Source organism: Deinococcus frigens DSM 12807 (assembly GCF_000701425.1).
GTDB classification, from domain to species: domain Bacteria; phylum Deinococcota; class Deinococci; order Deinococcales; family Deinococcaceae; genus Deinococcus; species Deinococcus frigens.
In genome coordinates, this window is sequence record NZ_JNIW01000015.1 from 52,661 (window position 1) to 76,433 (window position 23,773).

Sequence of the window (23,773 nt, forward strand, 5' to 3'; positions counted from 1 at the left end):
TCCTGAAACAGAGTGGGAACGGGGCAGCTCAGAACTCGCGTGTTCTGGCATCTGCCTGGAAATACGGTGCGGGAACCCAGCCTTCAAGCGTTTTACCGTCCATCACAGCGCGCACCAGCAGGTAATCCAGTTGCGGACCAGCCACCAGCAACAGGGCGCGCACCCGCGTTCCGGCCTGGATTTGTGCCAGAACCCTCGCGCGGGCGTGCGAGTCGTACAGACGCACCTGCGGTTCGGTCAGCGTGCCCTGGTACACGCCCGTCAATGTTCCGGTGTAGGCGTTGCCCAGCAGCGTGGGCAGCCCACACTGGCTGGCATCGGCATTGTCAGGAAAGGGCAGGTCGGGCCGGGGGTCCTGGCCCTGCTGCGCCGCGAAGAACTGCCGGGGCGGGTTCATCTGCCGCGCCGCGCCACCCAGGCCCAGAACCAGCAGGCCCGCAACCAGCAGACCCGGAACCGTGAGCAGGCGCGAGCCATGGGGCATCTGACCTTCCTCCCTGGCGGCCTCCCACAGAGGAGGAATGGAAGGCGGCTGCCCCCCAGGATGACAGGTCTTGAAAAGTAGGGCAGTGTCGCTAGCCCATTCCAGCTCAGCAATCAAGCGGTTCTCCGAACTACGTCACCGGAAAAACAGACTTATGGTGACTCCATTCTCCGTCCTGCCGGGCAAAATTCACTTGCTATCGTCGCGCACAGACGCCCATGAGGACGCTGCTCCTCTCCTGCGGAGCTGTGCCAGTCCTGCTCGGTCATCAGGACGGTCTCTTTACGACAAAGGCTCTGGAACATCTTCAATTGCGCTGGGCGTCGCTCCGCATTTGCCCGCGCTCCCAGACGAACTCCAGGATGCTCTCCAGTTCAGGTTGATAGCCGTCCCCCGTGTCCACGATCAGCGTGGGAAGGCCCAGTTGAACGGGCTGCGCAAAGTGCGCCCAGCGGGCCGGGTTTTCCTCCATCTGCCGCAGGTTTTCGGAGTCTGTGTAAGCGGGGTGAAGGCGACGCCCTGTTCCCGCCCGCGCCCGGAATCGCTCGTGGCTAACGGCTTCCGGGACCGTGCAATGGATGACCACCGCATCGGCTTTCGGCAGCAGCGCCCCGATTTCAGCCACGCCGCGCTCACTGTGGACGCTCCCCTCCGCCACCACGCTCAGGCCCGCGCTTAGTAGGGCGTCAATCGCGGCGTAATACGCGGCCCAGTGCGCCCTGGGAACCTGGGGCAACAAGTCCGGCTGGTGCTGCCAGAGGTTCCAGAGCCGCACCTGAAAGTCGTCACGGGACAGCGAAACGAATCCCAATCTTGCGCGCAGGGCGGCGGCCAGCGTGGTCTTGCCGCTGCCCGGCACGCCTGTTACCAGCACCAGCAGCGGTTTCACAGTTATTTCCCGACGAACACCGCAGTCGTCAGGCCCGGCACCGTGACGCCATTTCCGGCGTATTTGCTCGTCTTGACGATGGAATCTGTGCTTGACGCCAGTGCCGGATGCAGGCTCAGCTTCAGGCCGGCCAGTTTCGCGTCGGTCACGGTCACAGACTTGCCGCTGCCGTTGAAGACCACCACGATGTTTTTATACGGGTTGCCAGTGCTGACCGCCCCGCTGAGTTTCATGGCGATCACGCCGGGCATCTGTTTGGGGCCGGTGTTCAGGAACGTCAAATTCTGCTGTACCTCTGCCGCCGTCTCCAGCCGGAACAGGTCCGAGGAATAGCGCACCCGCAAATAATCGCGGTAGGAGTCGAAGGCCCGCTGGATATCTGCCGGGCTGGGTTTCAGTGCCGCGTTGCCCAGAATGGGGCGGTAGAGGTTCCAGTTGTCTGCATTCTTCTCGGCGGGAGGCAGGCCCCGGCCCTCGCCGTTGGTCTTCAGGGTCCAGTCCAGCACGTTGAACCAGTCGCCGCTGTTGTAGCTGTCGGTGTCGAAGCTCTTGGAGCGCAGGATGTCGTCGCCCGATGTGCTGAACGGCAAGCCCTGACCCAGTAAAATGATGCTGTTGGCCAGGTTCTGCATCCGCGTGCGCTGCGCCCCTGTCGCGTTCTGCGGAGCCTTGAGCAGCACGGCGTCGAACAGCGTCTGGTTGTCGTGCGCGCTGGCGTAGCTGATGGTTTCCTGCGGGCTGGCCGCGTACCCGGCAGGAGAGTCGCCGTACTTGATGTCCGCGCCCTTGACCGTCTGCCCCGCTGCGCCCGTGAATTTGTAGTCGCGCAGGTTGCCGGTCAGCCCCACCCGGATCAGGTCCGAGAGTTGCAGCAATTTGGCGGTGTCGGTGTTGCCCTTCTGGCCGTTGGGCAGACCCACCAGGCCGGTGGCGAAACCCTGTTCCTGCAAGCCTCCAAAAGGATTTCCGCCGCGCACCGCGTCCCGGATGCGGTCATTGAAGGTGCCGACGCCCTGCCCGTACAGGTTGATCTGGGTGGCATTCACGCCGCGTTTGCCCCCCGCCACCTCGCCGAAGTCCCAGCCCTCGCCGTAGAGATAGAGCTTTCTGCCATCCACGCCGTCCTTTTGCACGGTCAGGGCGTCCAGCGCCGCGCGGGCGGCCTTCATATCCTCCACCATGTGGTGGCCCATCAGATCGAAGCGGAAGCCGTCCACCTTGTAAGCCTTTGCCATTAGCACCAGCGTGTCGATCATCAGCCGCCGCATCATGGTGTGTTCGGTGGCGGTGTTCGAGCAGCACGTGCTGTTCTCCACGCCACCATTCACGTTCAGGCGGTGGTAATACCCCGGCACGATCTTGTCCAGCACGCTGCGCTCGGCCTGCCCCGCCGCGTTGGTGTGGTTGAACACCACGTCCTGAATCACCCGTAGGCCCGACGCATTCAGGGCCATGACCATCTGGCGGTATTCCCTGGTGCGCTCGTCCGCCTCCACGGCGTAACTGCCCTCCGGCACCATGTAGTGGTACGGGTCATAGCCCCAGTTGTAGGCGTCGGCGTCCTTGATGGCATTCACAGCCTTTTGCTGCTCGTCGCTGTTGGCGGGGAATTTCTTGAGGTCCCCGGTGGACTTCCACGCCCCCTTGTCCTCGTTGATGGTGGCGATGTCGAAGGTGGGCAGCAGGTGAATGGCCTTCAGACCTGCGTTGGCCAGAGCTTTGAGGTGCTCCATGCCGTCGCTGCCGCCCTGGGTAAAGGCCAGATAGGTGCCGCGCTGCGCTGCCGGAACCGTCGCGTCGGCGGCGCTGAAGTCGCGCAGATGCAGTTCGTAGAAGCTGAGGTCATTCACGGAGCGCAGCGCGGGCTTCTTGAGCGTGTCCCACCCGGCAGGCTTGCGCGCGGCGTCGTTCAGATCGGCAAAAACACTATGCGTACTGTTCAAAGTAAGTGCCACACTGTAGGGATCAGTCACACTGTTGGTTTCAATCCTACCTGTGCTGGGCGAGTAAACTTTAATTTCGAACAGATATCCCTTACCTTTCAATTTCCATTCTGCGGGAAAGGTAGCGCTCCACACCCCCTTCGAATCACGGACCAGGGGCCAGGTGAAGTCCGCTGTACCTCGCACATCGCCAATGCGAATTCGTACGTCCTGCGCCGTCGGTGCCCACACCCGCACTGTCGGCTTACCGCCAGCCCAGGTTACGCCCAGCGGCCCGCTGTAGGCGTACAGGTCATCCAGCGCCCACGCCGTCTGCACGCCGGTCGCGTCCAGCACGGTCCCGTCCGGCATCACCGAGGACACGGCCAACTGCCCCTTCAGCGCCGCCTCAATCTTGCCCCGGTCCTCGGCGCGCACGCGCAGCAGCGTGTACTTTGCCAGATACGGCACTTTGGCCTTTTGCGCCGCCGAGAGACCGCCCGCAACCTCTTCTAACGTTAGCGTCGTGCCGCCATCCACCCCCGCCGGAGTCAACTTCAGCGAGGCGTTGGGGGCGGTGTGCAGGGTCAGGAACGCGCCGGGCTGCACGAATCCTGGTTTGACGGCCACCGTATCGCGCCCCAGCATGATGGCCTGCTGCTTCATCAGGTCGCCCACCTGCCGCACGCTGGTATCGGGCTTGGTGGTGTTGACCGCCGCGTTGCCGCTGACGATCCAGACCTGGCTCCCCTTGGCCGCTTCTAAGGTCATGTCCGGGCCGGGGTCTTTCTCGTCACCCTTGTGGATGATGAAATTCAGTTTTTTCCAGTCGGTTTTCATCGGCACGTCCCAGTACACGCCGAAGTCGGTCTTGCCCGCCTGGTTCAGCGGCGCGGTCCATTCGGTGGGCTTGGTGGTGTCCTCCCAGACGTGCAGGCCCCAGCCCTCGTACTTGCCGTCCGGGCGGTAGTAGTTGATGCGGGCGGTGTTGGCGGGGACCGGGGCGGCCTGCGCGACATACGCGAACTCCTCCTTGCCGCTGCGGATCAGCACCTCACGGCCCTTGCCAGGATCGGCGAAGAAGTCCGGGCCGGGGTCCTTCTCGTCACCCTTATGGACGATCAGCCCCACCTTGGCCGCGCCGTCCTTGAGGGGCACGTCCCAGTACGCGCCGCCCGCGTCCACGCCGGTCTGGGCAAGCGGTTTGTCCCAGGCCACGCTGGCGGTGGTGTCCTCCCAGACGTGCAGGCCCCAGCCGTCGTACTTGCCGTCGGGGCGCAGGTAGCGCACGCGCAGGACGCCCTCTGGGACGGGTTGCGCGGCTTTGGGCGCAGCCTGGGCCAGCAGTGCCAGCGGGGCAGCAGCCAGAGAAACGGGGAGGGGCTGCGCCGCCGCCGAAGCAGCCAGCGCGAGCGTCAGAAGAGTCGCCAGTGGTTTCATGTGTGGGGATAGTGTAAACGCTGCGGCTGAAGCCGTCTTGGCCTCTTGCACACCCTCTTCCCGGCAGGGCTGATTACTGTCAAGCCATGACCGGAAAAACCAGCGACGAGCATTTTGATGAACTGCCAGAACACCACAGCGACGCCGAGAGCCTGCGCAAGATCCCGGAGCGCTACCAGAAAAATCCGGGCGTGATGCAGGACAGCCCCGGCAACCCCGACATCGGGACCGAGGAGCCGGAGGACACCACGACATTGCCTGGACGGGTTTCGATTTAACGCGGCTTGAACCACAGAGGGGAGGCGTTCCGTCTGGAAGCCTCCCCGTTCGGGTGTCCACCGGATTACGGCACCACCACACGTCCCAGCGTACCGTAATCGGTCAGTATCGCCTCGCCCACTGCCGCCGCCGTCCCGTCCCGGACCAGCGCCACCACCGCGCCGCCGAAACCCGCGCCGGTGATCCGCGCACCCAACACGTCCGGGTGGGCTTGCAGCAAAGCCACCAGATCGTCCACCAGCGGATGAGACACCGCGTAGTCGTCGCGCAGGCTGGCGTGCGTGGCGTTCATCAGTGCTCCAAATGTGGCGGCGTCGGCCTCCAGACCTTCCAGAACTCTTGCGTTCTCGCTGACCACATGGCGGGCGCGTTCGCGCAGGGGCGAGGGCAGCGTTTCCACAGCGCCGATGTCGGTCACGTCGCGCAGTTCCCTGATACCCAGCAACCGAGCGGCTTCCTCTACCTGCGCGCGGCGTTCGTTGTAGCCGCTCTCGGCCAGACGGCGCGGCACGCCGGAGTCCATGACCAGCACCTCGGCTCCCGCCGGAAACGGCACGGCGCGGCGTTCCAGGCTACGGGTGTCGATCAGCAGCAGGGTGCGCGTGTCGGCCAGGCTGCTGGCCATCTGGTCCATCACGCCGCAGTTGACACCCACGAATTCATGTTCCACCTGCACGCCACGCAGCGCCAGCGCCACGTCGTCCAGCTCCAGGCTGTACAGCTCACGCAGCGCCCGCAATGTTGCCACCTCCAGCGCCGCGCTGCTGCTCAGGCCACCGCTGGGCACCTGACTGGTCACATAGACGTTCAGCCCCTCGGTGACGCCGCTCAGGTTCAGGCAGCCGGTCAGGTAAGGGGCGAAGTCCTCACCCACCTCGCCCACCGGCACATGCAGGGTCTGTTCCAGGTTGGCACTGTACAGGACGTGAATGCCTGTCCCATTCCTGCCGATCCCCACCGTTGCCCGCTGTGGAATGGCGGTGGGCAACACGAAACCGCCCTGGTAGTCGGTGTGTTCGCCCAGCAGATTGACCCGGCCCGGTGCCGAGGCCATGATCTCCGGCGCTGATCCGAACACATCTTTAAATGTTTTCAAGACCCACCGCCCGCAACTCCGCCGCCGCCACTTCGGGGAACTTGTCGTTGGCAAACTCGCCCGCGCCCTGCTCGGTTCCGGCCAGGTACTTCATGCGCCCTGCCGCCCGCAGGTACGGATAAAGCTCGATATGGAGAGGAAATTCAGGGTGCGGCCCGTCCAGTGGGGCCTGATGCACCGTCAGCAGATACGGCATTCGCACGCCGAACAGCGCGTCCAGCCTCAGCAGGGCGTCCTTGAGGGTGCGGGCAAAGGCGGCGCGCTCGTCGTCCGTCAATTCAGAAAGCAGGCTGACTGGACGTGCCGGGAGAATCCAGGTCTCGTAGGTGTAGCGGGCAAAGGGAGGCACCACGCTCAGCGCCGCGCCCTCGTCGTGAATAATTCGCTCGCCTGTCGCTCGTTCGGCGGCTACAAAGTCGGCAATCCAGGCGTTCCCTGTGTTTACATGATGTTTCCGGGCCAATTCCAGCATCTGCGCGGCCACCGGGGGCAGGTGGTCATAGGCGTAAATCTGACCGTGTGGATGGTGTAATGTCACCCCGACTTCCACACCCCGGTTCTCAAAGGCCAGCACGCTCTGGATCACGCCGCCCGCCGCGAAACGTGAGGTCCGGTCTGCCCAGACCAAGAGCAGCAGGCTCATCTGCGCGTCGCTCAGGTCCGAGAGCCGCCCCGCCGCATTCTGGCTGAAGACCACCACTTCGCAGGCACCGATGCCTGCCCGCGTGTGGGCCGGGCCGGGGAGCGGTTCCGGGGCGTTCAGAGTCAGGCTGGGAAAGCGGTTGGCGAAGACCGCCAGATCGTACTCGCCGCGCGGCAGCTCGGTGGGATGCGCCGGGTCAGAGGTGGGTGCGAGGGGATTGTATTCGGGCGGAGGCAGAAAAGTGCGCCCCAGACGGTGTGCGGCGTACATGACCCACTCGCCGCGCAGGGGATGCCAGCGCATAACCGGGCGGGCGTCCACCGGCTCATTGCTGGGGCTAGGAACCTCGGACGTGACCACGATAGGACTGAGGCCGTACAGGGTCAGCGGACGGCCATCGGGCTTGGTGTAGTCCCGCTGATACGTCTGGCCGGTGGCAGCGGAGGTCATAGCGGCCATTTTGCGCCGTGCGCGGGCAGGTCACCCACGGCATGATCGGTCAGGTTAAAGGTCGCGCGGCCAAAGTGGGTCACTGCACCTCCGTCACTTTCGGTGAGGGTACCAGGCCGGTCCGGCGTGCTGATCTCCAGACAACGGCGCAGCAGGGCCAGTCCCTCGGCGTCCAGCATGGCGACCGGATCGCTGCTGGCCCGCAGGCCGCCCACCACGTCCAGCATGGCGGCGATGGCGTGGCGCTCGGTGCCGGTCAGCAGGCTCAGCTCGCGGCGGCAGATCGCCACGTCCGGGTCCGGTTGATACCAGGAGTGCTGATACCAGCGTGACAGCGCGGTGTGCAGCGCGTTGCGGGCGCTGGGACCGGTGGCGTCGCCCAGCCACACCCGGCGCGATTCCTCGTCCCACAGTGGGGCCACGTCCGGCCCGGTGCGCATGGCGTCCACGATCCCGATGCTGCCCGCCAGAGGTGCGCCGCAGCCCAGCAAAAAGGCGTCCTCGCCCGCGCCGTCGCGCAGGGCTTGCAGGCCCATGCGGTACGCCGCCGCCCGGCCCACCGACGGGTCATGCCGCACCCCCGGCAGCGCCGCGCCGTACAGAAAATCCAGCTTCAGGTACGGGTAGCCCCAGCCTCGCACCGTGGCGGCCAGTTCGCGCAGCCACGCCAGCACTTCGGGGTGGGTGGTGTCCAGCGCGTGGTACGCCCCACCCCAGTTGTGACCCACCGCCAGCGGTCCGCCGTCCTCGCCGCGCAGCATCCAGTCCGGGTGACTGCGGAACAGTTGCGAGGTGGGCGAGGCCAGAAATGGAGCCAGCCACAGCCCCGCCGTGAAGCCCAGCTCGTTCAGCCCCGCCGGGAGGTCGCGCGCATGGCCGCCGAAGTGGTCGGAGGCTGTGAACCAGTCGCCCAGATCGGCCTGAAAGCCGTCGTCCAGTTGAAACACGTCGAAGGGAAGCTGGTGTTCGCGGGCCAGCCGGGCATTGTCCAGCATGGCGTCCAGCGTGACGCCCCGGTAATAGCTGTACCAGCTACACCAGACCCGCTGCGGCGCGGGCGTGCGGGCGTGCATGTTCTGTCCCAGTTCGGCGGCACGGCGCTCCAACGTGAGGGTCACATCATCTGTCTCGTCCCAGGTCAGTTCCACATCCGGCCCCTCCACCGTGCCGGAGACGCGCACCCTGTCACCGTCGGCCCGCGCTTCCCAGTGGATAAAGCTGTGGGTGGCGTCCCGCGCTGCTCCAACCCAGCCGCCGCCGTTCGGACGCACCAGCGCCAGCACGGTATGGCTGCGCCACACGCCCGCCTCGCCGCTGGGCAGGAAGGCCGGATCGTGGCCCTGCTCGTGCCGCCAGCGCATCAGCGGCACCGCCTGGAGGTCCGTCAGCGGGCGCAACTCGGCCTCGCTCCACGACTGGTAGCCGCTGATCAGCACGCGCACCGTGGCCGGATCAATCGAGAGATTCCATTCAGGCATGCTGATCCTCCAGTACAGCGTTCTCCAACACGGTAAAGCTGACCGCCTCCAGCTTCTGCCCGTTCCATTCCACCGCGTCCGGGTTCCAGTTCTGAAGGAGTGTTTTTCCCGCCCGGCGGCTGAGGCGCACGCCTTCGGGCAGCGGGGTGACCGATACCTCTGCGCCCGTCAGCACCTCGGCCAGCACGGTGGCGACGAGGTTGTCGATGTGCGCGCCGATCACGGTCACGCCGCCGCTCCGAATCACCGCGCTCTGACCGTCCAGCGGGCCGCCGGAGTACGTATACAGCGTCTCGGCATCCTGCGTGCGGTAGCTCTCGGCCCAGGCATGCGCCTCGAACTCGCCGCCGCTGCCCGTGACTTTCTGCGAGAGGGTGGGGCGCAAAGAGTCGTATTGCAGCAACTTCGCGCCCACCAGGTCCGACAGCGGGCCGAATTGCCCGTCCGCCCAGGTTTCCCCGCCCGGCGTGCGGAAGGCGGTGCGCGGGCCGCAGACCAGTTTTGACCCAGCCTTTACTGCTGCCGTCCAGTGTACCGCCCGCTCCTGCGAGACGAGCGTGATGGCGGGGGCGACAATCACCGCGTACCCGCTCAAATCCGCGTCCGCGTGGATCACGTCCACGTCCACCCCCAGTGCCCGCAGCGCCGAGTAATAGGTCAGCGTCTGCGTCCAGTAGCTCAGGCTGGCGCTGTGCCTCTGCTCGTCGTAGAGCCACAGGCTGTCGTAGTCGTGCAGCAGGGCAACTTTCGCCGTGACCTCGCCCACGGGGAATTGCGTGGGATCCAGTTCCGCCACCTCCGCAAAGCCCCGGTCCGGCGTCTCGTCGTGCCTCAGCAGGCCGCTGTGCATGACCTCCTGCGCCATCGTCGCGGCCCGCCAGCGAAAGTAGCTGACGACATCCGCGCCGTGCGCCCACGCCTGGGCCGTCCAAAGTTGTACCGCGCCGTCGGCGGGCAGTGGGTTGAAGGGTGCCCAGTTGACCTGCCCGCACTGCTGCTCCATGACCCAGGGGCCGTTCGGCGTGCCTGCGCCGTCCCGTCCCAGCGCATTCCCGCCGCCCAGCAGGCCCCGGTACAGATCGTGGTTGAAGGCGATCAGGTCCGGCTGTCCCGTCCGCGCAAAATGGGTCTTCACGTCCTCGCCGCTGCCGGGCGGTGCGAAGAACTCCAGCATCCCCAGCGGATAATTGTCCCAGGTCACGAAGTCCAGCCCCTTCGCCACGTCATAGTGGTCAAAACCCATCTCGAAGATCATGAAATTGTGCGTCACAAAGCGCCCCGGCGACAGCTCCCGCAGAATCGCCACCTGCTCAGCCTGAAACTCGGCGATCATGTCCGAGGCGAAGCGGTAGAAGTCCAGCACATGCGAGGGGTTCGGTTCGGCCACCGTCAGATTGGGAGGCTTGATCTGCGCCCAGTCGTTGTATTCCATGCTCCAGAAGACGTTGCCCCAGGCCGTATTCAGGGCGTCTATCGTGCCGTATTTCTTTTCCAGCCAGCCCGGAAACGCTTCGGCGCTGGCCCCGCCGTAACTGCGCGCGGCGTTGTGGCAGCCGAATTCATTGTCGGTCTGCCAGCCTGCCACTGCCGGATGCTCGCCGTAGCGCTCGGCCATCGCCCGCGTGATGCGTTGCGAATGCTCCCGGTAAACGGGCGAGGCAAAGTCGTACTGCCGCCGCGCCCCGAACTCGCGCACCCGGCCCTGCGCGTCAATGGGCAGGATTTCGGGATGGGCGCGGATCAACCAGGCGGGTGGCGTGGGCGTGGGCGTACACAGCACCACGCGCAGCCCCTCGGCATGGTAAGCGTCAATGGCGGTGTCCAGCCACTCCCAGTCGTACTCGCCAGGGCGCGGCTCCATGCGGCTCCAGGCGAACTCGGCAATGCGGACGTAGCTCAGCCCCAGCTCTTTTTGCTGCCGCGCGTAGGGCACCCAGCGGTCCGGCGGCACATGCTCCGGGTAATCGCAGGAGCCAAGGAGGAGGTGTGGGGCGGGGCCAGATTTTGATTGGGTCATGGGAGTGTCCTGGGGAGGCGAGAGGGCTGAGGGCATGGACGAAAATGGGGATGGGATTTTGTTCAAGCAGGGCTGGGAGGGCGTTTGCGGTTTACCCCCTCTCCTGCGGAGCTGTACCAGTCCCAGCCTCCTCCTATCGACGGGGAGGAGCAAAAGACACAGGCGCTGGCGCTTCCATACTCTTTACCGAAGCAGCAACCGAAGGCCGTCGGGCGCGAAGCGGACGGGCCGCACGTCACGGGGCGGAGCAGGGCGTCTGAGCAGGAACCTCCACATCCAATTCTCGCCCAGCATGCCCAATCCTCCTGCCCAGTGCAACGCTGGCTCCCCTGCCCCTCTGGGGGAGGGGGCTGGGGGGTGGGGCAAAACGCTAAAGCTCAAGCACTCAACCCTTGGTGGCCCCGGAAGTCAACCCGCCCTGCCAGTACCGTCCCAGGCTCAGGAAGGCGATGATCAGCGGCAGAATGCTGACCAGCGCACCCAGCACAATCACGGTGTAGATCGGGTCCTGCCCGCTGCTCACACTGGTCTGGTTCCACACCGACAATCCCAGCGTCAGCGGAAACAGCGTGTCCCGGTTGACCACTACCAGCGGCAGAAAGAAGTTGTTCCACGCGCCGACAAACGAGAACAGCGCCACCGTGACCAGCCCGCCGCGCACCAGCGGCAGCCCCAGTTGCCAGAAGATCTTGCTCTCGGACGCGCCGTCGATGCGGGCGGCTTCCATCAGATCGGTGGGAAATCCGGCGTCCCAGAACAGCCGCATCAGGTACAGGCCAAAAGGGTTGACCAGACTGGGCAGAATGACGGCCCAGTAGGTGTTGATCAGCCCGATCTTCTGCATCAGCAAAAAGATGGGCAGGGCCAGCGCGGTACTCGGCACCATGATCGTCGCCAGGATGATGTTGAACATGGGACCGCTGCCCCGGAACCGGAACTTGGAAAAGGCGTAGCCGCCCATCGCGGCAAACAGCATGCTGCCCACTGCCGAGACCCCGGCGTACAGGATGGAGTTGAGCAGCCAGCGCAAGAAGATACCGTTGTCGCGCGTGAACAGGATCTGCACGTTCTCGGCAAAGTTGCTGGGCGAGGTGAACCACAGCCCGAAGGTGGAATACAGTTGTCCGTTGCTCTTGGTCATGGTGGTCAGCACCCACCACAGCGGCAGCAGCGAATAGATGCAGAACAGCGACAGCGCCGCCCACTGAAGCGGCGAGAAACCCTGGCGGGGCCGCCCCGGCGGACGCGGTGCCTGGGCCGTCTTGACCGTTTGGGGTTGATCCAGATTGGTGGTGGTCATGCGGTTTCTCCCCGGACGTTCCTGAGGAAAAAGCTGCTGAAGATCAGGGTGAATAGCGCCATGATGATCGCCAGCGCCGCGCCGTAGCCGAAGTTGCCATCCCTGGCTACCGCCAGATACAGGTAGGTGTTGGGCGTGATGTTGTCCGGCACGTAGCCCAGGGGCCGCAGCACGAACGGCTCCGAGAAGATCTGCATGGTGCCGATGATCGAGAAGATGGCGGTCAGCGTCAGCGCCGGGCGCAGCAGCGGCAGCTTGATATAGCGGGTCAGGTTCCAGTTGCTCGCGCCGTCGATGCGGGCGGCCTCGTAGATGTCGCCCGGCACGTTCTGAAGCGCGGCGTACAGCGTGATCATGTTGTAGCCCGTCCAGGTCCAGGTGACGATATTGCCGATGCTGAACAGCAGAATGCTGCTGCTGAGGAAGTCGGTCTTGAGACCCGTGATCTGGTTCAGCGGCGAGAGGTTCTTGGAGTACAGATAACCCCACAGCAACCCCGCGATCACGCCCGGCACGGTGTACGGCAGGTAAAAGGCGGTGCGGAAGAACTTCTGCGCGGAGCCGGATTTCACGCTGTCCAGGATCAGGGCCATCGCCGTGGCCACGATCAGCATGATCGGCACCTGGATCGCCAGGAACAGCAGAATATTGCCCAGCGATTGCAGGAAAGCGGTGTCCTGGAAAGCCCGTAGGTAATTCTCCAGCCCTCCGAACACGTTCTGGGCCGGGCCGAAGCCGCTGCGTTTTTTGATAAACAGGCTCAGATACACGGCGTAGCCCACCGGGGCGATGAAAAACGCGGTAAAGGCCAGCAGGAAGGGTGTCAGGAACAGCCACGGTGTGGTGCGGTATCGCAAGGGCAAGCACCTCCTCAACAACTCTTGAAACGAATGGAGAGGGGTGCAGCGTTCGCGCCCCTCTCTTTCGTGCCTGACCGCCCGTGCGCTGGCTGGACGGTCAAAGCGGTCTGGCGGGTGGACTGAGGGCAGCAATTCTGCCACTTCAGCCACGCGCCGCCAGCCTTACTTGACCGTGAAGCCGTTCTGCTTGGCGTAGGCCAGCGACTCGGCCTGCCAGGCGTCCAACGCCTGATCGGGGGTGAGCTGGCCCTTGAGCATGCGGTCGATCTGCTTGGTGTAGTTGTCGTTGACGAAGGGGAACCACGGTGCCCACTCGAAATTGACATTCACGCCGCGTGAAGCCTGCGCGTACACGGCGCTGATGTTCTGGCCGCCAAAGAACTTGCTGGGGTTCTTGCTGGTTACGGCCAGGGCGGGCAGGGCCAGGCCCGCGTCGCTGGCGGGGAACAGGCCGCCGTTGTTCCAGTCGGCGGTGATGGCCGTGGAGGACAGATTGAGCCACAGCGCGAACAGCGTGGCCGCCTGTGGGTTCTTGCTCTGGGTGGTCACGACGTTGCTGCTGCCGCCCCAGTTGCCGCTCTTGATGCTGCCGCCCGCCGTCCACTGCGGCAGCGGGGCCGCACGCCACATGCCCGCCGACTTGGTGCCCAGGCTGCCCGCGTAGCCGCCCGGCCCCCAGGCCGCTTCCATGTTGGTGGCAAGTTTGCCCGCGCCCGCCGCGTTCCAGTAGTCGGCGCTGAAGCCTGCCAGTGTGCCGACCTCGCCGCGCCTGATCATGCCGTTCCAGTAGTTCAGGACCTTCTTGGCGCTGGCGTTGTTCAGGTTCTGGATCCAGCCGTCACCGTCGCGCTTGAAAAACTGCCCGCCGTCGGCCCAGGCCAGCGCCATGAACCACGGCGCGAAGGTGGAGTAGAAGTTACCGAACTTGACCGTGCCCTTGCTCTTGGTCTTGACCGTGGCGGCGGCCTTGGCGTACTCGTCCCAGGTCTTGGGCACAGCCACACCGTACTTCTTGAGGATGTCGTTGCGGTAGACCATCGCAAACGGGCCGGTGTCCTGCGGAATGGCGTACACGGCCTTGCCGTCGGGGCTGACCTGGCCCCAGGTCCACGGCACGAAGTACTCCTCGTAATCGCCCGCGCCGTACTTGCTCAGGTCGGCCAGACCGCCAGTATCGGCGAAGGCAGGCAGGAAGCCGTACTCGACCTGCGCCACGTCGGGCGCGCCTGCACCTGCCTTGATGGCGGTCTGGAGCTTGGTGTAGGTGGCCGGGCCGCCCCCCAGGTTCAGAATCTTGATTTTGATGTTGGGGTACGCCTTTTCAAAGGACGCCACGGTTTTATCCAGCCCCGGAACCCAGGACCAGACCTCCAGAGTGATGTTCCCGCTGGGCGCTTTGGGAAAGGCGGGATCGGCGGCCAGGGCAGAACCGGCGAGCAACAGTGTCGATATGGACAGGGCGGACAGGGACAGCATGACTTTCTTCATGAAAAACCTCCGGTTGAGGATGAGTGTTGAATTAAGGTGGACGTGCATTTTAGACCATCTGTAGGTCAGTGATGCAGTTCAGCAGTTCGGCGGGGGAGCCGCCGCCATGCCGGTCGGTGATCAGGGTGTGAACCGCGTCGATGGGGGCCACCTGCGCCTGGCTGACCTGCCCCAACTTGCTGTGATCGGCCACCACCACGACTTCGCGTGCCTGATGAACCATGATCCGCTTGATCTCGGCTTCCTCATGGTTGGCATTGGTCACGCCCGCCTCGGCGCTCACGCCGTTGCAGCCCAGAAACAACCGGTCCGCGTGAATGCGGCCCAGCACCTCCAGCGCGTAGGGACTGACCAGCGAGTGTTGCAGCGGGCGCAGCGTGCCGCCGGTCACGATGACCTGCACATTCGGCAGCCGCTCCAGCTCCAGCGCGATGTTCAGGCCGTTGGTGACCACCGTGATGCCGCGCAGGGTGGGCGAAAGAGAGCGGGCGACTTCCGTGGTGGTGCTGCCCACGTCCAGAAAAACAGTTTCTCCGTCCCGAACCAGCGCCGCCGCCGCCCGCCCGATGCGCCGTTTGGCCGCCGAGTATTTGCGGCTGGTTTCCTCCAGTGGCGACTCTCTGGATGCAAACGGGCGGTTCAGGTCCAGTGGCAGGCGTGCCCCGCCGCGTGTGCGCCGCAGCTGCCCGGCATCGGCCAGGGCCTTGAGATCACTGCGAACGGTGACTTCCGAAACACCAAGAAGTTTTGAGAGTTCCGTTGCGGAAACCTCACCGTTTTGCTGTGCCAGTGACAGAATCTCGCCCCTGCGTGCCCGAATCAAGCCCACCTCCTCCAAATCTAAGTTTTCGTTGCTTTCGGAGCTTACGATACCTGGGGGACGGCGTCAATAGCCGGGGTTGCCTTCCCCGAAACGTCGGCGACTGGGGCGCGGGCATTGAGGCAGGAGCCAGGACTGGCCCCGGCGCATGTTGCTCGCCGGGGCCGCAGGGGATGAAGTTTTGCAGCGCGACCCTTAGCGCACGTCAGTTCAGCGCACGTCGATCAGTTCCACATCGAAGATGAGGGTCGCGCCGCCGGGGATCACGCCGGGCACGCCCGCATCACCGTAACCGAGGGCCGCCGGAACGGTCAGTCTGGCCTTGTCACCCACCCGCAGTTGCGCGATGCCCTGGTCCCAGCCGGGGATCACATAGCCCACGCCCAGCGGGAACTCGATGGGTTCGCCCCGGTCGCGGCTGGAGTCGAATTTCTGGCCATTTTCCAGCGTGCCGGTGTAGTGGACCCGTACCATCTTGCCGGTCTGGGCCGGGGTGCCGGTTCCCTCTGCGTACTTCTCGACCTGGAGTTGGGGCTGCTCTGCGGCGCTCATGGCACGCAGCGTAAAGCCTGAATCCTGGGCCTCCCCCAATCCCTGAAGTGACGCTAAATTCTGATCTGCCCTCTCAGCGTTCGGGGCACGCCCTGAACAGCCTGGGGATGACGTGTGGGAGCGTTCACATGTCGGCTGCCGGAAAATGAGCTGTCTCGTGGCAGTGTGCCGGGTCCGCCGCGCGCCTGCTAGCCTGGGCAGCCGTGAATCCGGTCCTGCTTCCATCCTCCATCAGTCCCTGGCGGCGGGCCTGGCGTACCTGGGTGCTGGGGGCGCTGCTGCCGGTGTACCTGCTGACCACCTTCTTGGGCACGCTGGCCCGCGTGGACGGCGACTCCATGCAGGAAACGCTGGCCACCGGCGACGTGCTGCTGCTGCTGAAATACCCGCGCTGGCTGCGGGCCTGGGGCCTGCCCACGCCGTATCCGCGTCACGGCGATCTGCTGATCTTTAAAGCTCCGGCGGACAGCCCGTACAGCTTCGAGACGGTCTGGGGCCTCCGCCACCGCCCCTACAACGTCAAGCGGGCGCTGGCGCTGGCGGGCGACGCGGTAGCCATTCAAGATGGGCGCGTGGTGGTCAACGGCAGGGCGCTGGCCGAGAGTTATGTCAGCGAGGGCTTCTTGCGGGATCAGCCCGCGCTGATTGTGCCGCCGGGCAAGGTCTGGGCAATGGGGGACAACCGCCGTCTGGGGTCCAGCCTGGACAGCCGGGTGTACGGCCCGGTGGACCTGCGAGACGTGGCTGGCCCGGCTGACCTGCGCCTGTGGCCGCGACCTGGCCTGATCCGGCGCTGACGCTTCCCTGACCACTCGGCGGAGCAAGTCCTCACCCTGGGTTGCTACCGTCCTCCTTATGAAAGCCGCTCACTTCTTCACTGCTGCCGCACTGACCCTGGGCACTGCCAGTCTGGGCACGGCGGGCGCACAGACGCTGGTCCCGTTCAGCGATCCCAAATTGCCCTTTAAGGTCAGTCTGCCGCAGGGCTGGCTGGGCGCGGATTTCGCCGACGGCACCTCCGGCGTCAGTCTGGTGTCGGCCAAGGCCCCGCCTGCCACGGTGATCCGGTTGCTGTTCATGCCAAAAGAAGGCAAGGCCGTGGACCTGAACACCGAATTCGGCAAGTTCGAATCCGGCCTCAAGTCCAGCGGCGTGACCATCAAGCAACTGTCCAGCAAGGACGCCCGTTACGGCGGTGTGGGCGGCACCGAGCGCGAGTACAGCGTGACCCACCCGCAGGGCCAGCTCCGAATCCGCGTGTGGTACGGCAACGGCGCACGGAATCTGTATTCCTTCCAGCTCACCGATTCGCCCGCCCGGTATGCGGCAGCGAATGCGCTGTTCACCAAGGTACTGGCGACACTGCGCTTTCAGTAGGGGAAACGGTCCAGCCGCCAGGAAGCTGTTCCCTGGCGGCTAGATGCTTTCCTGCACCTCGCCGCCGTTCACCGTCCACACCCGCGTCGCCACCCGCCCGATCAACGCGCGGTCATGGCTGGCCAAAAGGACCGTGCCGGGGAAGTCCAGCAGCACCCCTTCCAGAGCCTCGATGGCGCGGATGTCCAGGTGGTTCGTCGGCTCGTCCAAGACCAGCACCTGTGCCCGCGTGACGCTCAGGCGCGCGAGGCTGAGGCGGGTGCGCTGGCCGCCGGACAGGCCGGAGAGGGGAAAGGCGGGGCCGCCGGGCAGGTCCAATCCCGCCGCGACTTCATGCAACTGGTGCGGCGTGAGGTCCGCATTGGCGTCCAGCAGTGAGCCGCCCACCGTGGATAGCCCAGACAGTTCCTCGCCGTGCTGCCCTGCCGCGTAGACGGTCAGGCCCGGCCCCCAGTGAATCTCTCCTATAGACGGCAGCGTGCCGAGTAACGCGCCCAGCAGCGTGCTTTTGCCGCCGCCGTTTGGCCCGGTCAGGGCGATGCGTTCCCCGCGCCGCACATTCAGGTGAACGTCGCTCAGAATCTCGTTCTCACCGCGCCAGACGCTTAAGTCCCGCACGGTCAGCACTTCGGAGGGGCCGTGCGGGGCGGGGGGCAAATCCAGGCGAACGGTGCGGCGGTCCTGAAAGGGTCTGGCGGTGGCGTGGGCATCCAGGCGGTCTATCTGTTTTTGCATGGCCTTCGCTCTAGCTGAGAAAATCTGCTGGCCCCGTTCTGCCTTGTGGGTGGACCGGAACTTGTCGCCATCCTTTGCACGGCGTCGGTTTTCCTCCACGCCGCCCTTGCTGGCCTGACGGCGCTGCTCCTCCTCCAGCACCGCCCGCTTGCGCTTGAAGGCCATGTAATCGCGTTCCTGTGCCCCCCGCAAGGTGGCTTTAAGTTCCATTGCTGCCCTGTACGCGCCTGGATACGCGGTCAGGGAGCCGCGCTCCAGTTCCGCCGTGCGCGTTGTTACGGCGTCCAGGAAGGCGCGGTCATGGCTCGCCAGCACGAAGGCCGCGCCCGAATCCCGAATCCATCCCTCCAGCCACGCTGCGCCTCCCGCGTCCAGATGGTTGGTGGGTTCGTCCAGCAGGTATACGTCGGCAGGGGAGAGCAGCAGGCAGGCCAGCATCACGCGGCGGGTCTGGCCGCCCGACAGCGCCCCCGCATTCAGCTCTGCCGATAGCCCCAGGCCGTCCAGTACGCTCGCCGCCCGCGCCTCAAAATCGTAGCCGTCTGCCAGTCGGTATGCCTCCTCAGCCTCTGCAAAGGCGTTCAGGGCGGCGTCAGCGGCGTTGTCCAACGCGGCGGAGGTCATCTCGAACACCTGCCGCGCCCGTCGCAATTCTGGTGGTATCACGGCGTCCAGCAGCGTCCCCGCCTCTGTCGCCGTGTGCTGGGTCAGCAGGGCCACTCTACCCATTCGCGTCACCGTCCCCGCATCCGGCGCGTCCAGCCCCGCCAGCACGCGCAGCAGCGTACTTTTGCCGCTGCCGTTTTCTCCAATCAGGGCCAGGCGTTCGCCCGTTCCCACTTCTATATTCACACCGTCAAAGATCAGCTCGTCGCCGTACATCCGGGCGACTTCCGTGGCACGCAACAACAAAACATGACCCCCTGTGGGCGAAGGCCGTCCCAGGCGCACTGGAATGGCGATTCAATCCGTGTTTACAGGAGGTTGGGGCGCAACTTGGAACATCCTTTGAATGGACGGGAGACAAACGCCGGGAAGCCCGGAAGCGTTGCGGGCAGTTTAACGCAGGTGGGGGCGGCTAGGCCAGATGGCGCACCCGTCCGCGCCCTCATTCCTTGCGCCGGAACATCAGCACCAGCAGGAAGACCGCCGTGTTGACCAGCACAATGGTTGCACCCGTCGCCGTGTCCAGGTAGTAGCTGAGGTACAGGCCCACCACGCCGCCCATGATGCCCAGCGCGGCGGCCAGCGCGATCATGCGTGGCAGGCTGCGGGACAGCAGGCGGGCGGCGGCGCTGGACGTGATCAGCAGGCTGACGCTGAGGGTGGTGCCCACCAGTTGCACGGTCAGCACCACCACAAGCCCGATCAGAATCAGCAGCAGGCTTTCCAGCCGCCGCACCGGCAGCCCCACCGCCCGCGCCTCGGTGGGATCGAAGGAGGCCAGCAGCAGTTCCTTCTGCACCGCGTACAGCACCGTGCCCACCACCAGCGTGACCACCAGCGCGCCCCACAGGTCGGCAGTCGTGACACCCAGCGGATTACCGATTAGAAAATGGCTCAGGTCCGAGGTAAAGGTGGGCACCTTTGAGAGCATCACGATGCCCAGCGCGAACATGCCCACGAACACGATTCCGATGGCGCTGTCCTGCTTCAGCCCGCTGCGCTGCCCCACCACGCCGATGCCCAGCGCAGTCAGCACGGCGGCCACCAGCGCGCCCAGCAACAGGCTTCCGCCCGACAGGAACGCCCCCACGATGCCCGGCAGCACCGCGTGGCTCATGGCGTCCCCGATGTAGCTCAGGCCGCGCAACACCACCCACGCGCCCACCAGCGCGCACAACACGCTGACCAATGAGACGGCCAGCAAAGCGCGGATGAAAAAGTCGAATTGCAGGGGGTCAGTGAGGAACTGCATGTCCAGGTCCAGGGATTAAAGTGTCGAAGGTCTGTTCCCCTCGTCCCCTGCACGGGAGGGGGCCGCTGGGTAAGTCAAAGAACGCGCCAGATTCCCCCGGCTGTTCTTCACAGGCAGGCTCAAGCCTCCGCATGCGTATGTCCTAAATATGACGTGCTGAACGTCGCCTCGATATTCTGCGGCGTGTAGACCTCGGCGGGCGTACCGTCGGCCACCACACGTTTGTTAATCAGGATCAGGTGATCGCACCAGCGCCGGGCCTGTTCCAGATCGTGGGTGACCATCACCACGGCGCGGCCCCGGTCGGCCTGGGCGCGCAGCAAGGCCATCAGTTGCTCCTGCGTCGTGGCGTCCACGCCGGTCAGGGGTTCATCCAGCAGCAGCAGGTGGCCGTCGCGGACCAGCATGCGGGCCAGCAGCACGCGCTGGCGCTGGCCCCCACTGAGCGCGCCGATGTGGCGGTGCCGCAGGTCGTACACGCCAGTTTCTCTGAGGGCTGCCGCCACCCGCTCACGGTCCGCGCGGCCCGGCCAGCGCAGCCAGCCCAGGCGTCCGGTGCGGCCCATCATGGCCGCGTCCCAGACCGTGACCGGAAAGCCCCAGTCCAGCGTCTGCTGCTGCGGTACGTAAGAAATGCAGTCCTGCGCGGTGTGTCCAGCGTCGAAATGCACGGCGTCGCCATAGTCCGGCAGCAGCCCTACCAGCGTCCGTAGCAGCGTGGATTTGCCCGCACCGTTGGGGCCGATGATGGCAGAGAATGTCCCGGCCTCGAAGCGCACGGTGGCGTCCTCAAGGGCCACTTGCGAGCCGTATTTGACGGTCAGATGTTCAACGCCGAGCACGGCGAAATTTTACTCCTGTCGGGCCAATATTGCGAGTGGGTTATCAAGAAGGTGTGGGAAGTCAACTCGCATCTAAACTGGGGGATGGAGAATGACCTCCTAAAAATGTTGCTGTCCGCCTACGACGCCCAGTTGCGTCAGGGGGCCGAGATGCTGTCTGCCGACAGCGTTGACCAGGATGGGCCATTATGGCGCGGTAAATTTGGGGATCGCGGGTTTGTTTCTTATCGTTCGCTGGAGGGCGTTGCCGGGCAGGCACTCGATAACCTGATCGCGCAGACCATCGCCCATTACGCCGCCGATCTGCAGATCACATCTTTCGAGTGGAAGACGCGCGGGAACGACATTCCTGCCGATCTGCCGCAGCGCCTGAGCGCACATGGTTTGCAGGCCGAAGACCCCGAAACGGTCATGCTGGGAGAGGCGAACCTGCTGGCCCAGTCCGTGCCGCTCCCGGACGGCGTGACGCTTCGCCGCATCGACGATCAGAGAGACCCGTACCCGGATGTGGTGCGGGCGGCCAGGGCGCAGGAACTGGCATTCGGCCACCCATCTAACGTGGACGATTTGATGCGCCTGATCGAGAAAGGTGCGGGCCGCGTGGAACTCTGGGTGGCCGAAACCCCGCAGGAAGTGGTCTGCGTGGGCCGTCTGGAAATCATCCCAGGCACTGAATTTACTGGATTGTGGGGCGGCGGCACCTTACCGGAGTGGCGCGGACGGGGCCTTTACCGCGCCCTCACAGCGGCCCGCGCCCAGTCCGCACTCGCCAGGGGCGCGCGTTACCTGCACAGCGACTGCACCAGATTCTCCCGCCCGATTCTGGAGCGGAGCGGGATGCTGGCCGTCATGACGACGACGCCGTATGTCTGGCGGCGCTGACACGGATCAACTTGCCCTGGCAACCGGCCTGACAGTCGCCTGACCCACATCTGAAGAAAGGCTGACCTGACCCTTCCATACTTGTCTCATGATAAACCAAAATCAATCGTCCCAGAGCTTCTGGCACCGCCTTCTGGACGCCAGGATCACCCGCCGGGGTGTCGTGGGCACGGCGGCAGCGGGCGCAGCGGCGCTGGCTTTGCCCGTCACCTTCAGCGGCGCGCAGGCAGCGGCCAACAACGGCGCGCCCATCAACGCCGATCCCACCAAACTCAAGCCGCAGACGGTGGCACCCTTCCGCCCCATCGAACCCACCCGCGCCGACACCCTGACCCTGCCAGCGGGCTACCGCTTTCAGGTGCTGGCCCCCTGGGGTGAGACGTTCACGGCAGATGGCCGCGAAATCGGCTTTAACCATGATTTTATCGGCTACTTCCCGGCAGATCTGCTCGGGGGCGGTCAGAGCGCCACCGACGCCCTGCTGACCATCAACCATGAGTATGTCAATCCCCTATTTGTAGGCGGCAATACCAAAGAGCGCACCCCGGCGCAGATCAAGAAAGAGATGGAATCGGTGGGCGTCAGCGTGGTGCGGGTGAGCAAGCAAGGCCAGACCTGGAAAGTGGTGCCGGACGCCCGCAACCGGCGGATCGACGCCATGACCCAGATTGAGCTGACCGGGCCGGTGCGCGGCCAAGCGCCCGTCAAGGGGGCCACCGTGGTCAGCGGGACGGTGGGCAACTGCTCCGGCGGCCAGACCCCCTGGGGCACATTGCTGACCTGTGAGGAAAACGTGGACGGCTACGCCAAAGCCTGGGCGGGCAGCGGCTACGAGGCCATGCACCAGGGCTGGGTTACGGAAATTGATCCCTTTGATGCCGCCTGGATGCCCAAGAAGCGCACGGCGATGGGACGTTTCCGGCACGAGAACGCCGCCGTCAAGGTGGCCCAGGATGGCCGGGTGGTGGTGTACATGGGCGACGACATGCAGGATGCGTGCATCTATAAGTTCGTCAGCCGGAATAAATACAACCCGGCCAACCGCGCCGCCAACCGTGACCTGCTGGCCGAGGGCGATCTGTATGTCGCCAATTTCGGCAATGGCAGTTGGTTACTGCTGGACTACGACAAGAACAAGAAATTGCAGGAGGCCAATGCCAGTGACGGCAAGCCCCTGTTTGCCAGTCAGGCCGAGGTGCTGGCCGACGCCCGTTCCAGCGCCCTGGCGATTGGCGGCACCCCGGTAGACCGCCCGGAGGACATTGAGATTCACCCGCGCACCGGCGAGGTGTATGCCGCGCTGACCAACAACAGCAAGCACGGCAATTATTTCGGCCACATCATCAAATTCCGTGAGGACAAGGATAACTTCACCGCCGAGAAATTCCTGTGGGAAGTCTTTGCCTACGGTGGCCCACAGAGCGGCTTTGCCAGCCCGGACAACCTGGTGTTCGATCCCTACGGCAACCTGTGGATGGTGACGGACAACAGTGATCTGGGCACCAACCCGATCAAGGAATACCACGGCAACAATGCCATGTTCTTCTTCCCCACCGAGGGGCCGAACATGGGTAAGGCTTACCGCTTCGCCGTCGGCCCGATAGACGCCGAGATGACCGGCCCGGTGTTCTCGCCCGACGGCAAGACTCTCTTCTTGTCGGTTCAGCATCCCGGTGAGGACAGCGAGAGCCTGGACAACCTGACCAGCACCTTCGCGGCGGCACCGGGTAGCAAGACGCCCCGCCCCACGCTGGTCGCCATTGAGGGCTTTCCGGGCTGGACAGCGTGACCGCCTGGCCGCGTTCCAGTGCGCCGTGGATCGTGGGCCGCCCCGCCCGCTTCTCGGATGCCAGCGAGGATTTTCTCAACGAGTTGACCCGCCAGCAACCCTGGCGCAAGGCCCGCAGCGAGGCGTGGCTTGAGGTCCTGAGCGACGTACTGGGCGATCCTGCCCTCAGCGCCGCGTTTCCAGACGCTGGGGCCAACGCCTGGCTCGCTGGCCTCTCTGCCCCCGAACAGACCGAGGCCCGCGCCGTGCTGGCCGAATTTAAAGCCTATCTGAATGAGTGGGGCTGGCTGACTGATCAGGCATAGCGTCAGCGCACTCGTCCACTACCGAGACCAATAGCCAAAGCCTGCCCCGCGTGAGTTGCGGGGCAGGCTTTGCTGCGTGGTTTAGAGAAAGCGCGGGTCACACCAGCTTAAGATGAGTCGCAGACGAATCCGAGCGGAGCGAGAATAAGCAAGAGGGGACTGCGACGATGAAAGTCTTTGTTGGCGCTTTCCCAACAGAGACTGGAA

The 23,773-nt window shown here is 64.8% G+C and carries 21 protein-coding genes; 6 read left to right on the plus strand and 15 right to left on the minus strand.

Annotated features, from left to right (window positions below; genetic code table 11):
- Positions 1–28 precede the first annotated feature (28 nt).
- The 3 genes from Q322_RS0107710 to pulA all read right to left on the minus strand — a co-directional run bounded on the left by Q322_RS0107710 (position 29) and on the right by pulA (position 4,735).
- Positions 29–484 carry a hypothetical protein gene (locus Q322_RS0107710; protein WP_029477298.1) on the minus strand — a complete coding sequence of 152 codons (456 nt, stop codon included), beginning with the start codon at positions 482–484 and terminating at the stop codon, positions 29–31.
- Between the two features lie 307 nt (positions 485–791).
- The gene (locus Q322_RS0107715) at positions 792–1,373 is read right to left on the minus strand and encodes an AAA family ATPase (RefSeq protein ID WP_029477299.1); all 582 of its coding nucleotides are present in this window, start codon (positions 1,371–1,373) and stop codon (positions 792–794) included.
- 2 nt (positions 1,374–1,375) lie between these two features.
- Entirely contained in the window at positions 1,376–4,735 is a 3,360-nt protein-coding gene (pulA, locus tag Q322_RS0107720) for a pullulanase-type alpha-1,6-glucosidase (protein WP_029477301.1), read from the minus strand.
- Positions 4,736–4,821: 86 nt separating this feature from the next.
- Here pulA and Q322_RS0107725 point away from each other — a divergent pair, with 86 nt between their 5' ends.
- Complete coding sequence (locus tag Q322_RS0107725) at positions 4,822–5,013, plus strand: hypothetical protein (RefSeq protein WP_029477302.1); 192 nt, start codon at positions 4,822–4,824, stop codon at positions 5,011–5,013.
- 65 nt (positions 5,014–5,078) lie between these two features.
- Here Q322_RS0107725 and galK read toward each other — a convergent pair whose 3' ends face one another.
- From galK to Q322_RS0107770, 9 genes are all read right to left on the minus strand, one after another.
- On the minus strand, positions 5,079–6,110 hold the full coding sequence (galK, locus tag Q322_RS0107730) for a galactokinase (protein ID WP_029477303.1): 1,032 nt from the start codon (positions 6,108–6,110) through the stop codon (positions 5,079–5,081).
- Entirely contained in the window at positions 6,097–7,203 is a 1,107-nt protein-coding gene (gene galT, locus Q322_RS0107735) for a galactose-1-phosphate uridylyltransferase (protein ID WP_029477304.1), read from the minus strand. Before galT ends, galK begins: the two co-directional genes overlap by 14 nt.
- Positions 7,200–8,681: a glycoside hydrolase family 36 protein gene (locus Q322_RS0107740; protein WP_029477305.1), complete on the minus strand. Its 1,482-nt coding sequence runs from the start codon at positions 8,679–8,681 to the stop codon at positions 7,200–7,202. Before Q322_RS0107740 ends, galT begins: the two co-directional genes overlap by 4 nt.
- A complete protein-coding gene (locus Q322_RS0107745; protein WP_029477306.1) occupies positions 8,674–10,698 on the minus strand; it encodes a beta-galactosidase in 2,025 nt (674 codons plus the stop codon). Before Q322_RS0107745 ends, Q322_RS0107740 begins: the two co-directional genes overlap by 8 nt.
- Before the next feature lie 385 nt (positions 10,699–11,083).
- On the minus strand, positions 11,084–11,998 hold the full coding sequence (locus tag Q322_RS0107750) for a carbohydrate ABC transporter permease (RefSeq protein ID WP_029477307.1): 915 nt from the start codon (positions 11,996–11,998) through the stop codon (positions 11,084–11,086).
- The gene (locus tag Q322_RS0107755) at positions 11,995–12,855 is read right to left on the minus strand and encodes a carbohydrate ABC transporter permease (RefSeq protein ID WP_029477309.1); all 861 of its coding nucleotides are present in this window, start codon (positions 12,853–12,855) and stop codon (positions 11,995–11,997) included. Before Q322_RS0107755 ends, Q322_RS0107750 begins: the two co-directional genes overlap by 4 nt.
- A gap of 165 nt (positions 12,856–13,020) precedes the next feature.
- Positions 13,021–14,346 carry an extracellular solute-binding protein gene (locus Q322_RS0107760; protein WP_029477310.1) on the minus strand — a complete coding sequence of 442 codons (1,326 nt, stop codon included), beginning with the start codon at positions 14,344–14,346 and terminating at the stop codon, positions 13,021–13,023.
- Positions 14,347–14,395: 49 nt separating this feature from the next.
- Positions 14,396–15,169 carry a DeoR/GlpR family DNA-binding transcription regulator gene (locus Q322_RS0107765; RefSeq protein WP_245593180.1) on the minus strand — a complete coding sequence of 258 codons (774 nt, stop codon included), beginning with the start codon at positions 15,167–15,169 and terminating at the stop codon, positions 14,396–14,398.
- Positions 15,170–15,376: 207 nt separating this feature from the next.
- Entirely contained in the window at positions 15,377–15,718 is a 342-nt protein-coding gene (locus tag Q322_RS0107770) for an FKBP-type peptidyl-prolyl cis-trans isomerase (RefSeq protein WP_029477313.1), read from the minus strand.
- A gap of 203 nt (positions 15,719–15,921) precedes the next feature.
- Here Q322_RS0107770 and lepB point away from each other — a divergent pair, with 203 nt between their 5' ends.
- Positions 15,922–16,515, plus strand: coding sequence for a signal peptidase I (gene lepB, locus Q322_RS0107775; RefSeq protein ID WP_051668351.1), 594 nt, complete (start codon positions 15,922–15,924; stop codon positions 16,513–16,515).
- A 58-nt stretch (positions 16,516–16,573) separates the two neighbouring features.
- On the plus strand, positions 16,574–17,095 hold the full coding sequence (locus Q322_RS0107780; protein WP_029477315.1) for a hypothetical protein: 522 nt from the start codon (positions 16,574–16,576) through the stop codon (positions 17,093–17,095).
- Between the two features lie 39 nt (positions 17,096–17,134).
- Here Q322_RS0107780 and Q322_RS0107785 read toward each other — a convergent pair whose 3' ends face one another.
- The 3 genes from Q322_RS0107785 to mntA form a co-directional block, all read right to left on the minus strand.
- Entirely contained in the window at positions 17,135–18,742 is a 1,608-nt protein-coding gene (locus Q322_RS0107785) for an ABC-F family ATP-binding cassette domain-containing protein (RefSeq protein WP_029477316.1), read from the minus strand.
- Positions 18,743–18,938: 196 nt separating this feature from the next.
- Positions 18,939–19,748 carry a manganese ABC transporter permease MntB gene (gene mntB / locus Q322_RS0107790; RefSeq protein WP_029477317.1) on the minus strand — a complete coding sequence of 270 codons (810 nt, stop codon included), beginning with the start codon at positions 19,746–19,748 and terminating at the stop codon, positions 18,939–18,941.
- 119 nt (positions 19,749–19,867) lie between these two features.
- On the minus strand, positions 19,868–20,590 hold the full coding sequence (gene mntA, locus Q322_RS0107795) for a manganese ABC transporter ATP-binding protein MntA (protein WP_029477319.1): 723 nt from the start codon (positions 20,588–20,590) through the stop codon (positions 19,868–19,870).
- Between the two features lie 84 nt (positions 20,591–20,674).
- Here mntA and Q322_RS0107800 point away from each other — a divergent pair, with 84 nt between their 5' ends.
- The 3 genes from Q322_RS0107800 to Q322_RS0107810 all read left to right on the plus strand — a co-directional run bounded on the left by Q322_RS0107800 (position 20,675) and on the right by Q322_RS0107810 (position 23,566).
- Positions 20,675–21,472, plus strand: a complete 798-nt coding sequence (locus Q322_RS0107800) for a GNAT family N-acetyltransferase (RefSeq protein ID WP_029477320.1) — start codon at positions 20,675–20,677, stop codon at positions 21,470–21,472.
- Positions 21,473–21,560: 88 nt separating this feature from the next.
- The gene (locus tag Q322_RS0107805) at positions 21,561–23,261 is read left to right on the plus strand and encodes a PhoX family protein (protein WP_051668353.1); all 1,701 of its coding nucleotides are present in this window, start codon (positions 21,561–21,563) and stop codon (positions 23,259–23,261) included.
- Positions 23,258–23,566: a hypothetical protein gene (locus Q322_RS0107810; RefSeq protein ID WP_029477322.1), complete on the plus strand. Its 309-nt coding sequence runs from the start codon at positions 23,258–23,260 to the stop codon at positions 23,564–23,566. The genes Q322_RS0107805 and Q322_RS0107810 overlap by 4 nt, the downstream gene beginning before the upstream one ends.
- Positions 23,567–23,773: the final 207 nt, after the last annotated feature.